The following is a 13,747-nucleotide window of genomic DNA, read 5'->3' as shown; positions in this document are numbered from 1 at the left end:
CCGCGGGAGGCGCCAGCCCTTCAGGGCGGCCATGGCTTGCTCGCCGAGGCCACGGATCCTGGCGTGGGTGTGTTGTGCCGACGTTGCCGCAGCTTGAGACGCCAGCCGCGGAAGGGCACCCGTATGGTGCCGTCGGCGCCTTGATACGCCTTGATACGCCTTGTCCGCCCAGCACTTCACCTCCGCGTCGCGGGGGCGTAGTCACCGGCAGCGCCCATGTCGCGGCGAGCGCCGGGAACGGTGGGTGAGGCCGACAGCAGCCGACCTGCCGCATCGGCGATGACCTACCACGCCGAGCCGGGCTCGTCGGACATGGCGGCGCCGACCCGGCTGAGAGCTACCGCGGAGCTGCGCACCGACCGGTGACCGGTCTGTGCCGACCTGGTCTACCGGTTCGCGGCTTCGCGAGAGGTGATCCGGTTCGTGCGACCGACCGCGCGGCCCACCGCGTTGCGCACCGCGAGGCCCGGCCGGGTGCGGGGCACCATGAGCCTGGAGAGCAGACCGACGCGTCGCTGCCGCGGGCCTACCTCACGGCGGAGCCGCGACTCGTAGGCGGCGAAGGCGCGGGCGTGATCACCGGGATGGGCGGCGAGCTCTTCTGCGAGGGCGTACGCGCCCGCCATCGCCATGCTGGACCCGTCACCCAGCAGGGCTGTCGCCGCCGCCGCGTCCCCGAGCAGTACGACCCGTCCGCGGGACCACGAGGGCACCCGGACGGTGGTCAGGGGGTCGAAGAACGGAGCCGGGTGGTCGAGGAACGCCGTCACGAGTTCCGGTGCCCGCCACCGCACGTCGGCGTAGGCGTCGGCCACGGTCTGCTTGTGAAGGGCGATGTTCTTGCGGTCGTGGGGCGCCGGCTGCGCGGCCCGGAAGGTGAAGATCGCGAGCGGAGTGGTCCGCGAGGGGTGGAGGACCAGCATCCGGTTCGGCACGGTCAGCATCGTCATCTCGGTCGGGTCCTCGATGGCGTCGGGTTCCAGCGGGACGGTCGCGCCGTACAGGCCCAGGTCGCTCGCGAACTGCCGCTCGGGTCCGAATACCAGGCGCCGTACGGTGGAGTGCATCCCGTCGGCACCGACTACCAGGTCGAAGCGCCGTGGCGCGGACCGCCGGAAGGTGACGTCGACCCCGCCTTCGTCCTGGTCGAGAGCGGTGACCGTGTCGTCGAACAGGAACTCGGCCTCGGTCTGCGCCGACCGGTGGAGCACCTCGGACAGGTCGGCTCGGGTCACCTCGACCGTCGGTGCCTCGTCCGAGGTGAGCGGGAGTTGCAGGATTCGCCTGCCGCCGGGGTCGAGCAGGGTCAGCGACCGATTGCGGGTGGCGAGCTCGCGGAGCTGCGGGAGGATGCCCATGCGGTCCGCGACCGGGATCGCGGGCCCCTTCACGACGATCGCGCTGCCACCGGAGCGCAGCTGCCGGGCGTGTTCGACGACCGTCGGCCGGTATCCATTCCGGGAGAGCCAGTACGCGAGCGCGGGCCCGGCGATTCCGGCACCGACTATCAGCACCTCGGGCTTCTTCATGACGATGACCTCTCGGAGTGTCGATGACCAGGCCCCCGGTGAGTGCCGGGGCCGGGGCTCAGGGCGCGGCGGCACGGGGCAGCGCAATCGGACCAAGGTACAAAACATTTTGTACCTCAGTGGAGCACATCCTTCAGGTACAATTCAAGTTGTACCTGAAGGGGGTGCCGCGTGGCCGGGAAGAACCTGGTCGGTCCGGAGGCCGATGCGCTCGATCTGGGTGTGGTGTTTCGCGCCCTCGCCGACGAGAACCGTCGTTCGGTGTTGACGCAGTTGGCCGCCGACCGCAGCGACAACGAGCGGGGCTGCAACTCGTTCGATCTTCCGATCTCGAAGCAGAACCAGACCCATCACTTCCGCGTCCTGCGCGAGGCAGGTCTCATTGACGAGATCGACTACGGCAACCGCAAGGGCATCCGTCTACGACGCGCGGACATCGAGAAGAGATTCCCCGGGCTGCTCGCGCTCCTGGGAACAGAGCCCCCGGGCGGTACCGCTCCTTGCTGAGCACAGTGAGCACACCGGAGGGGAGTCCGAGTCGGCCCTGAGCAGCGAGCTCGACCGAATCCAGCTCGCGCCCGGCTCGCAGGTAGCCGGGCACGACGCTGGCACGAAGGGGATCGGTGTCGCTTCGACTGCCGTCCCGCGCTCGTGATCAGCGCCGAGCACTTCCGCGCGCGCTCCCTCACACCAACACCCACTGAGGTTTCCTCAACCTGCGTGCGGAGCGGTGCCACTGGGGTGAGGGCAGGGTCCGGGCGTAGAGCAGCTCCTGGTAGACGGGTGCGTGTCGAGTCCAAGCCGTCCTGCCAGGAGCTTTCCGGATGCTCATCTACCCAGCCGGGGCCGATCTGTCCGCCTCCGCTCTGCGCTTCCTCGCCCGTGAGTTGACCGCACGTCGTCTTGCGCAAGGGACGCGATGGCGCCGGCTGGCCGCCGGGCGGCAGGCGCCGCTCGTGCTGGCTCATCTACGATGCGGCCATACCTACGCCCAGCTCGCCGCCGGGTTCGGTGTGGGCACCACCACCGCCTACCGGTACATCGCCGAGGCCGTCGACGTCCTGGCCGCTCTGGCTCCGACCCTCGCCGAGGCGGTGAGGACAGCCTCCGGCAAGGCGTTCGTGATCCTGGACGGCACGCTGCTGCCGATCGACCGAATCACCGCCGACCGACCCTTCTACTCCGGGAAACATAAGAAGCACGGCATGAACGTGCAGGTGATCGCCGACCCGGCAGGACGGCTGCTGTGGGCCTCGCCCGCGCTGCCGGGATCCGTCCACGACATCAAGGCCGCGCGAACCCACGGCATCATCGGTGCCCTGGCGGGGGCTGGGGTGGAATGCTGGGCCGACAAGGGCTACCGGGGCGTCGGCGGCACCGTGCGAGTTCCCTACTGGGGGCGCTGGGAGACTCTCTCCCCTGGCCAGCGGGCCGTCAACTGCTCACACGCGAAGATCCGTGCACTCGTCGAACAGGCCATGGCCGCCCTCAAAACCTGGCGGCTCATGCGCAAACTGCGATGCTCTACCAGCCGTATCACAAGCCTCGTCCAGGCCGTCCTCACCTTGGTGCGGCGCGAGATGTCAGGCGGTAGTGCCGCCGGGGTGTTGGCGGTGTGCGGGGTGCGGGGCGCAGGCGAGCCCCGCTCACTCGGGTCAGTAGCTGGGGGGCCTGACGAAGATGACCAGTTCTGCTTGCCACGACTGGGGCGCAGGGGGGGCTGGGCTGCGTAGGTGACCAGTGGGCGACCCTCGGCGTCCAGGACGGTGAGCTTGGCCGGGACGGCAGCGCAGAACCCATTGCGGGCCCGGAGGAGCGTTCTCACCCCGGGCCCGCGTGCACGACCGGTTCAACGACCGTTGCGGCCGTGCGCAGTCACCACCTGTCAACGGTGGCCTCGACCGGGAGTGGTCCTCTCAGGTGGGAAACTCGCCCAGCCAGCTGTGCCGCAGGAGGTGGTGGGGCAGGTAGGGCGACTCGACCTCGATGGGAATCTTCCCGTCGTAGGCCAGGCACGCGATGGCCAGCGGGCCCAGAGCGATGCTGCCGTCGATGTCACTCGCCCGGTCCTCGTTCAAGGTCCAGTACGCCTGGTGCAACTTGAGCGCCTCGGCCAGCGCCAGGCTAAAGCCCTCGTCGTCCTTGGTGATGAAGCGGTAGAAGAGGTGGATCGGCGGATAGAGGATGCCGTCCAGCAGGTCTCGCGGGGCGATCCGTGCCGTCGACGGGTCGGACGCTTCGAACGTGGCCGTGAGCTTTTCCACCAGGCCGGACCGGCGCAGCCAGTAGGTCTGCAGGGTGTCGACCCAGTGGTAGACGTACCCGTCGTACTTCCCGTGCGGAGCGCGCAAGCGTTCCAGCGGGATCTCACACAGTTGCGTCATCCGTTCCTGCTCACGGCAGATGACAGCCAGCCAGAATGCCTGCAACCAGGTGCCCGCATCCGCGGTAGGCATCGGGCCGATGGCCCGCAGGCTGCGCACCTCGCGGTCGATGACGTATTCCACGGTGCCTTCGCTGGCGCCGGTGACGGCAAACAGCGCCGACCCCACTTGCATCGCCGTGACCGCGGCTTCCCACGTCTCCACTGCTGCCGCCCGCGGGTCAAGGACACAACGCGCTCGCAGAACCAAGCCCGCCGTGTCGAAGTCCCCGTCGATGACAGCCGTCGACTCCTCCAGCTGATCGATCCTCTCGCTGCAGTACTGGCCGAGCCGTTGCGCATACGCTTCGGCCTCCGGCCCTGTCGGCAGTGCATGCCGGTCGATGCGCACCGTCACGGAAAGGGGCCTCCTTGTTGATGGCGAGCCGGCGGCACGCCGCGTCTGGTTGCAGCTCGCTTCGATAACCGGCTGGATCGCGCTTGTTGGTCTGGCCGGGCATGGGAGAGCGCTCGGCAATCGTGCTGCCGCTGGTCTCGGGCCAGGCCATCTGGGCCGCGCGGCTCGCCCTCCCGCCGCGCGGCGGCTGCGCGGCTCGATCTCCCGCCGCGCGGCGGCGTTCAACAGTCTCCGGCGCGGCTGGTCACCGCGAACCGGTAGCTCGGAACGGTCACCGCACCGGGGCCGCCGGCCACGCCCGGGGGCTCGTAGTCGTCATCCTTGGACCTCGTGCGCTCGACATGCACGCACACGGTCACTCGTGCCCCGGAGGCGGCCACGGTGTAGCTGGCGTCGGATGCCTCATTGGTGGAGGCCGGGACCGCGTCCACCCCGTGCTGCGGGGCGTCGCCGCCGCCGTGCTCGACGACCTCGTCCTCGATCATCGTCGCGTACTCATCGTCGAATCCGCTGTCGTCACCGAAGATGTCGCCGAAGCGCGAACTGCCGTCCAGGGCTGCCACGGCCTGCTCTGCGGCACCCGTCAGTTCGTCATCGTTCCACTCGGTACGATCCGAGGCACCCATCAACTGGAACGTGGTGAACACCCCGACCGCAGCCATGCTGAACAGCACCACGCGGCCGACAGTAAAGGCGGCATCGGGAAGCTCAGGCGCCGCGGGGTTCACAGCGTGCCGTACCGCACGGATCCGGCCCTTGGTGATGCACCCCATGGCAACCAGTACGCCGGCCAGCACGAAGCCGAACACAACCATCCCCGTCACCCGACAACTCCCGCCCCATACGCGCCCTTCGGCGCCGGTCCGCCATGCGCTCGACGCGCAGCACACTACCCATGGAACGCATGCGGGTCAGCACTCAACTCATCCCGCCTGATCTTGGTCGGTCAGGTCCAGGTCTTCAGCGCCGCGGCGACCTCGCGGACGCCCAGGCGGCCTTCGGCCACCCCGGCGACCAGGGCGATGGCGTCTCTGCTGCTTACCTCGGCCTTGACCACGCCGGCGTGCAGGTAGGCATCGGCGACCTGCACCTGCACGGCGAACAGCTCGTCGGAGTGCTCCAGCGCTGGCACTCTGGCCAAGCTGTGCGGTGGAGCAGCGGCGCGGTGGTGTGGGAACTCGTAGACCAGGGTGCCCATCACCGCGTGCTGATGGCGGGCGACCGCGGCACCGGTCGCACCGTGATCAGTCACATCCGGATCGCCGGGGAATAGCGACTGCGCGGCCGCCAGGAGCCAGCGCTCGTCGATGATGTGGACGAAGGCCACGTCAGGCCGCAGTGCTGGTGGAGCCTGTGCCGAACTCTGCGGCGAAGGCGGTGCCGTGCTCGTCGGCGAAGGCCTTGGCGGCCGCGGTGAACCGGGGCCGGGCAAGATCGGCGGTCTGCAGCTGCCGGGCGTAGCGGTCGGGCGCGATGTGGCCGCCGGCGGCCTGACGCACCAGGTTCGCGTAGGTCTCATCGTCCTTCTGCAAGCGGATCTCCTTCGACATGACGCGCAGCGCGAACAGCAGGGGTCCGTCTACGAGGTCGGCGAACAACTCCACGAACTGCCCCGCGCCGCTGGTCCCACCTCAGGCCCTAGCACCGCGTTCTCCGTGCGGACGCGGACGGCGAGCCAAGGCGTGTTGGCGATGGTGAAGAGCATGGCAGTAATCCATGCGGTGTGGACGAGGGGCAGGGCGACGCCTTCGAACAGGACGATGAGGTAGTTGGGGTGCCGCATCCAACGGTAGGGCCCGGTGGTGACCAGCGGCAGCCCGGGCACGACGATGACGCGGGTGTTCCATCGAGGGCCGAGCGCCCTCATGCACCAGGCGCGGCCTGCCTGCACGAGGATGAGGACGGCCAGCCGATCAAAGGAACGAAGGCGCGGTCGGTGAAGGCGACCTCTGCAACGGTCCCAACGAGCAGGCAGACATGAAGGGTGATTATGACGGGGTGGTGGCGTTGCCCGTACTCGATGCCGCCGCGGTCGATGGCCCATCGCGCGTTCCGACGGGCGGTTGTCAGTTCGACCAGGCGCACGACGGCCACCGCGGCCACCGCGGTCATGAGAACGAACAGCCTTACGGGGATCGTGACCCAGCCCAGGGACATGTCGGATCGTCCTTCTCACTCCCGGACGGCGGAATCTTCGTCTTACGCGGTCGCGAGTCGGTTGAGGCGTTCGGCCAGGGCGCGGTACCTGCCGGCACGGTCCGCTGATTCCTCCATGTGCGCGGCGATCTCCTCCTGGGCGTGCTGTCCGACCGGTGTAAGTCCGGCGGTCTCGAGGGCGCCGAGCATGCGGACGAAGGGAAGGGCGACGTCCTTGTAGTAGATCTCCGGTGAGAGGATGCCCGACCTGGCCATGGAGCTGATCAGCCGGCCGAAGCCGGGTGCGGCGTGGCCGGGGGGACGGAATGTCTTGAGGACTTTGGCCACAGCCTGAAGCGTTCGGTCGGGGTACATACGCATACACGCCTGGAGGGTGGTCCGGTAGAAGAGCATGTGCCGGTTCTCGTCGTGGGCGATGCGCTGCATCAGGGCCCCGCACGCCGGTTCGTCGCACAGTCGGCGAATTCCCTGGTAGCTGACGCGGGTGCCGAGCTCCTGGATGGTGACGTAGACCAGAGAGGCGATGAGGTCGCCGCGGTAGTCGATCTCGTAGCCGTGCTGCACATGCGCGGCGCGGGCGTCCTCCAAAAGCACCGGATCGGCACTGCGGGTGACCACGAGGTAGTCGCGGATGGCGGTGCCGTGCCTGGCCTCCTCCACGGTCCATCGATTGACCCAGACACCCCAAGGGCCGTCGAGCGACAGCATTTCCCCGATCACCCGGTGGTAACTGGGCAGGTTTTCTTCGGTGAGCAGACTGTAGAGGAGGCCGTCCCGAGCGGCCGCCTTCAGTTTCTGCTGGGAGGGGTCCCATGGCTCCCCTTCGAGGAGACCGTCGTAGTCACGGCCCTGGCTCCACGGGACGTACTGGTGCGGGTACCAGTCGACAGTAGTCCGGAAGTGCGTGTCGAGAGCGTCGGCGACCACCGGTTCGAGGTCGATCAAGATGCGTACGTCTGCGGGGGTGGCGGGCACGGTCCGTGACACCTTCCTTGTCATGCGGTCGGCAGGTTTCGGTGGCGGCGGGCGGCCCTACCAGCGGAGGAGGACCAGTTCGATGGCGAACCCCGGCCCCATGGCGGCGACCAGGCCGGGTGTGTTCGTGGGGGGCGGTGTTCCCATGGCCGCGTGCAGGATGTCCAGCACGGAGACGGACGAGAGGTTGCCCCGCTCGGCCACGGAGCGCCGGGTGAGCTCCAAGTCGCCAGGCTGCAGGCCCAGGGCCTGCTGTACAGCGGTGAAGACCTTCGGTCCGCCACCGTGGATGATCCAGCTCGCGATCTGGTGCGGCGACAGTGCGTGCCGCGCGAGGAGCCCTTGGACGGCCGTGGGCAAGTGCTTCTCCGTGAGCGTCGGGACCTCGGGCGACAGCAGGATCCGGAAGCCGTGGGAGCCGATGTCCCAGCCAAGGACGTCCTCGGTACCGGGGACCAGCAGGCTGTGAGTGTCCACCAGCTCAGGCCCGGCGGGGTAGCCGTCCCGCTGGGCTCCGACGGCCACGACGGCGGCCGCGCCGTCCCCGAAGAGGCTGCCGGCGACGATGTTCGCCACAGAGCCGTCCTTGAGCTGATGCGCCAGTGTGCACAGTTCCACGGCGAGCAGGACGGCCACTTGGCCGGGGTGGGCCAGTAGGTAGTCATGGAGCCGGGCCAGACCCGCGGCGCCTCCGGCGCAGCCGCTGCCGAACAGCGGGATGCGTTTGACGTCCGGCCGTAGCCCGACCCGGTGGGCGAGCCGAGCCTCCAGCGACGGCACGGCCAGCCCGGTGACGGTCGTGCTGATCACCGCGTCGACCTCCTCCGGCTGGATGCCTGCGGTGCGCAGCGCGCCGATCAGCGCCCGCTCCCCCAGGTCCATGGCGGTGTCGAGCCAGACGCGGTTCTGCTCGGTGAAGTCCTCCCGGCGGGCGAGATCGACGAGCTTCTCCAACGGCAGGGACAGCGAGCGGGTTTCCACACCCGAGTTGGCATGGATCTTACGGAGGACCAGAGCACCCATCTCGGACTCCAGCAGCGTCGTGCGGGCCAGGGCGGCCAGGATCTCTTCCTGCCGGCATTGATACGGCGGGAAGGCCGTCTGGATCGCCACCACCTGTGGGCCGGCGGCCCCTGACTGCCGGGTGTGGTCATGTGTCGCCTGACGCATCGGCATCAGCTTCCGCCCTTCTTCACAGGTGTAGTGATCAACAACGGAGACCTGATGCGGGCCGGAGCCCACCAGTTCGCCGGACCAAGGGCCGCCATGACGGCGGGCACCAGAACTCCCCGCACCAGGACGGCGTCCACGAGCGCGCCGAGTGCGACGCCGATGCCGATGAACTTGAGCAGGGCGACGTGGGAAGTGGCCATGGCCGCGGTCGAAATCGCCACGGCTGCCGCAGCGGACGTCATCAGTCGGCCGGTGCGGGCGACGCCCTCGATGATCGAGGTGCGGTTGTCTCCGCAGCGGTCGTACTCCTCCCGGATACGGCCGAGCAGGAAGACCTCGTAGTCCACCGACAGGGCGAGCGCGATGAACAGGACGAACAGCAGCGTCGAGGCGTCCAGCGTTCCCGTCGCCGTGAAGTTGCCAAGTACTGCGCTGCCGTGGCCGTCCTGGAAGAGAACGACGAGCGCGCCGAGGCTCGCCCCGAGGCTGGCGACGGCCACGATCAAAGCTTTCAGGGGGGCAACCAGGGTACGGGTGAAGGCGCTGAGGAGGGCCAGGAGACCCACAGCCAGCAGAAACAGACACCACGGGAGGGCGTCGAGGACGGCGCCCGCCGTGTCGACGACCTCCGCGGCTCGCCCGCCCACCGCCACGCTTCCCGGAGCGGGGGTTTGCCGTACCTCGCGCACCACGATGTCCGCCTCCGGCGTGCCGGGGGCGGCGGACGTGGCCGCCAGCAGCACGACCGCCTCACCGGACGGAGCCACACGCACCACGCGGACACCAGTGATGCCCGGGACACGGGTGAGTTGGTCACCGTAAGCCGGTGTACCGTCCGTCGCCCGCGGTCCGGTGACGACCACGGTGAGGAGCCCCTCCGGTGGCGCGGTGAACTCGGCGCGTACACGCTCGGCCGCGGCGGCCGCGGGAGCCGTCGAAGGCAGCGTGCGTTCGTCCACAACGCCGAGCTGTGCGTGGGTGAAGGGCAGGGCCAGCAGGGCCAGCAGCAGCACCGCCAGGCCGCCCGCCAGGAGGGGCCGTGCGGTGACCGTGGACGCTGTGCGATGCCAGAAGCGACTTGCGTCCCCGGTATGGGCACGCCGCCACCGCGCCAGCGGGTCCCACGCCTGGGCCCGGGGGCCGAGCAGCCGCAGGCAGGCGGGCAGCACGGTCAGGGCGACCAGCGCGGCCAGCACGGTGACGATCACGCCCGCCAGGGACAGTGCGCGCAGCATCGGCACCGGCACCAGCAAGGCGGCGGCGAGGCATACGGTGACGGCGGCGGCGGAGAATGCGACCGAACGGCCGCTGGAGCGGCGGGCGGCCGCCAGCGCCGTGTGAAAGTCCGCGCCCCGTGCGGTCTCCTCCCGTACGCGGGCCATCAGGAAGAGGCTGTAGTCGACGGCCAGGCCGAAACCGATCGCCGAGGCGGCGTTCACCGCGACCCGTGAAACGTCGGCCACCTGCGCCAGCAGGCCCAGAACCGGGATGGTGCAGCCGATGGCCAGCGCAGCCACGACCACGGGCAGCAGCGCGGACACCACGGACCCGTAGGCGAAGACCAGGACGACGAAGAGTACCGGCGCGGCCAGCAGTTCGGCCCGGCTCAGATCGCGCTCGATGGTCTCGTCGATCTCCCGGTTGGCCCACACCTCGCCGCTGGGCTCCACCCGCATCCCCGGGACGGCCGAGCGGGCCGCCGCCACCACATCGGGCGCCACCTGTTTACGTTCCTTGTCCGTCCCCTTCAGCCGTACGACGACCAGCTGGGTCCGTCCGTCCTCGGAGCGCAGCCACGTGTCACCGGTGGTCTGTGCCGACCACACGGTCTTGACGTCGCGCCGCCCGGCCAACTTCTCCATCACCGCTGTGGTGCCGTCCCGGACGCGGGCCTCGCCTTCATCGCCGGCGCGCTGTGAAACGGCCAGGAACAGATCGGGCGAGGGCACGCCGAGCCGCTCTGCCTGCCGTCTGGCGCGCGTCGCCTCCGTGTCCGTCGCAACCGCGCCGCCCGTGCTCAGCGCCGAGAAGGCAACCGGGGCCAGCACCCCCGCGCACACAGCCGCCAGCAGGGCACTCACCACCACCAGCCAGGCCCGGCGCCGCACCGCATCCATCCGTGTGCCTCCGTCTTGCATCCGACCCGGGCGCTTCGTCTGGCTCCCGCTAGGAAGCCGTGAACAGCAGAACGGCGTTCTGGCCGCCGAAGCCGAAGGAGCAACTGATCCCCGCCTCGCCGCGCGTGGGGCGGGGACGTCCGGCGACGATGTCCAGCTTGTGGTCCCCGTCCTGGCCATCGAAGTTCGCCACCGGCGGGACGGCCGCATGGCGCAGCGCGAGAACCGTGTACGCCGCCTGGATCGCCCCGGCCGCCCCCAGCGCGTGCCCGATCACGCCCTTGGCCGCGGTGACCGGCGGCCCGTCATCACCGAAGACGCGGACGAGGGCTCGTGCCTCGGCCGCGTCGTTCAGCGGGGTGGAGGTACCGTGCGCGTTGACGTGGCCGACGTTCCCCGGCCCGCACCCGGCGTCCGCGAGAGCGGTGTGGATAGCGCGGACCGCGCCGTCGCCCTGCGGGTGCGGGGCGATGGGATGGTGCGCATCGGCGCCGGCACCGTAACCCCGCAGCAGCGCCAGGACGGGAGCCCGGCGGGCCCGAGCCGCGCAGGCGCGTTCGAGGACGAGGATGCCGGCACCCTCACCCAGGACGAAGCCGTCACGTTGCGCATCGAACGGCCGGCTGGCCAGGGCCGGTTCAGCCCTGCGCCGGGACAGCGCCCGCATCCGCGTGAAGCACGTGGCCGTCATGCGCGAGCGAGCCGACTCACTCCCGCCCGCCAGCACGATGTCACAGGTACCCGACCGCAGCAGGTCCCGGGCCACCCCGATCGCGGTGGCGCCCGACGCACAGGCGCTGGCGGTGGTGAAGTTGGGGCCGCGCACGCCCAGGTCAATGGCGACCTCGCCCGCGGCCATGCTCGGAACGCTGCGCGGGAGCGCGAGCGGTGAGACCCGCTCCGGCCGTCCGGCGCCGAGGTGGCCGAACTCAGTGACGTACGCACTCAAACTGTTCGATCCCACGCCCAGCACGACACCGACCCGCTCCGCTTCCCAGGTACGACGATCGAGGCCCGCGTCCGCGACGGCCCGCCGGGCGGCGACGAGAGCGAACTGGATGAAGCGGTCCACGCGCCGCGCCGACGCCCGGCCGAGCTCCGTCTCGGCGTCGAAGTCCGTCACCCGGCAAGAGAAGTCCGCCGGCAGTTCCGCCAGGTCGGGATCCCTCGCGGCCAGCGAGCGCCCCCGGCACAAGGCCGCCCAGTTCGCCTCCGCCGTATGCCCGGCCGGAGTCACCAGCCCCAGCCCGGTGACCGCGATCTCAGCGCGCATGCTCGAACGCCCGAGCCGCCTCGCCCAGGGTCGAAGACGGGCGCAGGTCCAGGGCGTTCTCGGGCAGGACGATCCCGTATTCCTCCTCCGCCGCCACCACCAACTCCATCAGCGACAGCGAGTCCAGACCGAGACTCTCGAACGTCGTCCTGCCGGAGAACTCACCGGCATCCGCCTTGACATTCAGGTGGCCGGTCAGCAGGGCCACCAACTCCTCGGGAAGGTCCAACTCCGTCGCGCCTTCCGCCGGCTGCCTCATGCCTGGGTCTCCTGTTTGCTCGCTGCGAGAGGCCCTGCGGCGCTGCCCGCGTCTATCCGTCTAAAGGCCACGCGCGCAGGAGCCTTGCGTCTCAAGCCACTCCACGTGCTGACCGAGCCGGTCCTGCACCTGTCGCCCGACCGCACCCAGCTCTAGCTGCGCGCCACTGTGTAAACACCAACGAGGGGTGCAGGGAACGATCTGTCACTCGTTAGTGCCCTTAAGGCCGTTCCGCCATGGCCATCCATGACGCCGACCTGCTGAACGCGCTGTCATGCCGTCGAGTGCGGGATCAACCGCCTCAAGAGGCATCGTGCCGTCGCCACGCGATACGACAAGCTCGCGGCCCGCTACGAGGCGATGGTGCTCATCGCAGTCATCAATAAGTGGCTGTGACGCTCGGCCGTCACACGGAGGATCCACGTTCCACCACCGCGGGCGGATCGCTGGCTGGAACAGCACCTGACGGCCGCTCCGGCCGGTGCTTGACCTGAACCTTGGTTGATGTACGAGAGTCGTGTCATCGAACAGCGAGACGAGGAGATTCCGATGATTCCGATGGCACAGCCCAGGATTCTGGTGACCGGCGCGACTGGAAAGGTCGGCGGCGCGGTGGTGGCCCAACTGCACGCGGCGGGCGTGCCCGTGCGGGCGCTGGTGAGAGGCGAGGCGGACTTCCCGGAGGGTGTGCAGGCGGTACGCGGCGACCTCGGTGATCCCGCGTCGCTGGACACGGCTCTGGAGGGCGTCGATTCGGTCTTCCTGGTGTGGCCGTTCCTGAGCGCTGAGGGCGCGTCGGACGTGATCGACGCGATCGGGAAGCGCGCCCGACGGGTGGTGTACCTGTCATCCGCCGGGGCCGGGAGCGAGGAGGAGCCGGGTGAGGCGATCATCATGTTCCACACGGAGCTGGAGCGGCTGATCGAGGCATCGGGCCTGGAGTGGACGGCGCTGCAGCCCACCGGGTTCGCGAGCAACACGCTGCTCTGGGCGGAGGAGGTCCGCACCACCGGTGTGGTACGGGCGCCGCTGGCAAGGATGGCCCGCCCGCTGATCCACGAGGCGGACATGGCTGCGGTCGCCGTTCAGGCGCTGACGACCGACGCCCTGCTCGGCACCCGCCCCCTGATCACCGGCCCCGAACTGATCACCCACGAACGGCAGGTGGCGCTGATCAGCGAGGCGATCGGGCGGCCACTGCGGTTCGAGGAGATCACACTGGACGAGGCCATCGAGCAGATGAAGGCCGCAGGCTACCCGGCAGAGCTGGTGGAGGCCGTGGTGCCGGCCCAGGCGGAGATGCTCGACAATCCGGAACCTGTCAACGATGAAGTGGAGCGCATCACGGGCGCCCCGGCCCGCTCCTTCCAGGAGTGGGCGGTGGACCACGCCTCGGACTTCCGTTGAGAGGGACGTCCGAGCAACCCTCAGGGAAGCCCCGAGCAGTTGAACCGTGCAGGTCGGGAGGCCATCTCGTGGCTATG

At 69.5% G+C, this 13,747-nt stretch carries 12 protein-coding genes and 3 pseudogenes; 4 read left to right on the top strand and 11 right to left on the bottom strand.

Annotated features, from left to right (window positions below):
• Positions 1-386 precede the first annotated feature (386 nt).
• Positions 387-1,529: an FAD-dependent monooxygenase gene (locus tag E5671_RS43840; RefSeq protein ID WP_160509751.1), complete on the bottom strand. Its 1,143-nt coding sequence runs from the start codon at positions 1,527-1,529 to the stop codon at positions 387-389.
• 171 nt (positions 1,530-1,700) lie between these two features.
• Between E5671_RS43840 and E5671_RS43835 the strand changes: the two genes are divergently transcribed.
• Both E5671_RS43835 and E5671_RS43830 read left to right on the top strand, forming a co-directional pair.
• A complete protein-coding gene (locus E5671_RS43835; protein WP_160509750.1) occupies positions 1,701-2,036 on the top strand; it encodes a winged helix-turn-helix domain-containing protein in 336 nt (111 codons plus the stop codon).
• 317 nt (positions 2,037-2,353) lie between these two features.
• A pseudogene (locus E5671_RS43830) lies at positions 2,354-3,097 on the top strand (transposase family protein); the annotation flags it as partial.
• Between the two features lie 348 nt (positions 3,098-3,445).
• Here the strand turns inward: E5671_RS43830 and E5671_RS43825 are convergent.
• The 10 genes and pseudogenes from E5671_RS43825 to E5671_RS43780 form a co-directional block, all read right to left on the bottom strand.
• Positions 3,446-4,309, bottom strand: a complete 864-nt coding sequence (locus tag E5671_RS43825; protein ID WP_160509749.1) for an Imm49 family immunity protein — start codon at positions 4,307-4,309, stop codon at positions 3,446-3,448.
• A 221-nt stretch (positions 4,310-4,530) separates the two neighbouring features.
• Positions 4,531-5,118: a hypothetical protein gene (locus E5671_RS43820; protein ID WP_160509748.1), complete on the bottom strand. Its 588-nt coding sequence runs from the start codon at positions 5,116-5,118 to the stop codon at positions 4,531-4,533.
• Positions 5,119-5,255: 137 nt separating this feature from the next.
• A complete protein-coding gene (locus E5671_RS43815; RefSeq protein WP_336606017.1) occupies positions 5,256-5,636 on the bottom strand; it encodes a fic family toxin-antitoxin system, toxin component in 381 nt (126 codons plus the stop codon).
• Position 5,637: 1 nt separating this feature from the next.
• Positions 5,638-5,913: a hypothetical protein gene (locus E5671_RS43810; protein ID WP_160509747.1), complete on the bottom strand. Its 276-nt coding sequence runs from the start codon at positions 5,911-5,913 to the stop codon at positions 5,638-5,640.
• Positions 5,889-6,466 (bottom strand): annotated as a pseudogene (locus tag E5671_RS43805) (isoprenylcysteine carboxyl methyltransferase family protein). The gene E5671_RS43810 and the pseudogene E5671_RS43805 overlap by 25 nt, the downstream one beginning before the upstream one ends.
• A gap of 42 nt (positions 6,467-6,508) precedes the next feature.
• Positions 6,509-7,441: an acyl-ACP desaturase gene (locus tag E5671_RS43800; protein WP_336606016.1), complete on the bottom strand. Its 933-nt coding sequence runs from the start codon at positions 7,439-7,441 to the stop codon at positions 6,509-6,511.
• Between the two features lie 57 nt (positions 7,442-7,498).
• The gene (locus tag E5671_RS43795) at positions 7,499-8,617 is read right to left on the bottom strand and encodes a type III polyketide synthase (RefSeq protein WP_160509745.1); all 1,119 of its coding nucleotides are present in this window, start codon (positions 8,615-8,617) and stop codon (positions 7,499-7,501) included.
• Positions 8,617-10,731 (bottom strand): MMPL family transporter, encoded by a 2,115-nt coding sequence (locus E5671_RS43790; protein ID WP_160509744.1) that lies wholly within the window; start codon positions 10,729-10,731, stop codon positions 8,617-8,619. Before E5671_RS43790 ends, E5671_RS43795 begins: the two co-directional genes overlap by 1 nt.
• Positions 10,732-10,780: 49 nt before the next feature.
• Positions 10,781-12,004, bottom strand: a complete 1,224-nt coding sequence (locus E5671_RS43785; protein WP_160509743.1) for a beta-ketoacyl-[acyl-carrier-protein] synthase family protein — start codon at positions 12,002-12,004, stop codon at positions 10,781-10,783.
• Positions 11,994-12,263 (bottom strand): acyl carrier protein, encoded by a 270-nt coding sequence (locus E5671_RS43780; RefSeq protein WP_160509742.1) that lies wholly within the window; start codon positions 12,261-12,263, stop codon positions 11,994-11,996. Before E5671_RS43780 ends, E5671_RS43785 begins: the two co-directional genes overlap by 11 nt.
• 273 nt (positions 12,264-12,536) lie before the next feature.
• Between E5671_RS43780 and E5671_RS43775 the strand changes: the two are divergent.
• A pseudogene (locus E5671_RS43775) lies at positions 12,537-12,659 on the top strand (IS5 family transposase); the annotation flags it as partial.
• A 153-nt stretch (positions 12,660-12,812) separates the two neighbouring features.
• Positions 12,813-13,670, top strand: coding sequence for an NAD(P)H-binding protein (locus tag E5671_RS43770; protein ID WP_237330383.1), 858 nt, complete (start codon positions 12,813-12,815; stop codon positions 13,668-13,670).
• Positions 13,671-13,747 lie beyond the last annotated feature (77 nt).

Origin of the sequence: Streptomyces sp. BA2, from assembly GCF_009769735.1 — a bacterium.
Classification (GTDB): Bacteria; Actinomycetota; Actinomycetes; order Streptomycetales; family Streptomycetaceae; genus Streptomyces.
The sequence above is the reverse complement of the archived record's forward strand: the minus strand, read 5'-3'. Positions and strand labels throughout refer to the sequence as shown.

What these genes read in the sequence shown, in the direction of transcription:
- E5671_RS43840 (WP_160509751.1), bottom strand. Translation starts at nt 1,529, where the DNA reads ATGAAGAAGCCCGAGGTGCTGATAGTCGGTGCCGGAATCGCCGGGCCC.
- E5671_RS43770 (WP_237330383.1), top strand. Translation starts at nt 12,813, where the DNA reads ATGATTCCGATGGCACAGCCCAGGATTCTGGTGACCGGCGCGACTGGA.
- E5671_RS43795 (WP_160509745.1), bottom strand. Translation starts at nt 8,617, where the DNA reads ATGCCGATGCGTCAGGCGACACATGACCACACCCGGCAGTCAGGGGCC.
- E5671_RS43780 (WP_160509742.1), bottom strand. Translation starts at nt 12,263, where the DNA reads ATGAGGCAGCCGGCGGAAGGCGCGACGGAGTTGGACCTTCCCGAGGAG.
- E5671_RS43790 (WP_160509744.1), bottom strand. Translation starts at nt 10,731, where the DNA reads ATGGATGCGGTGCGGCGCCGGGCCTGGCTGGTGGTGGTGAGTGCCCTG.
- E5671_RS43785 (WP_160509743.1), bottom strand. Translation starts at nt 12,004, where the DNA reads ATGCGCGCTGAGATCGCGGTCACCGGGCTGGGGCTGGTGACTCCGGCC.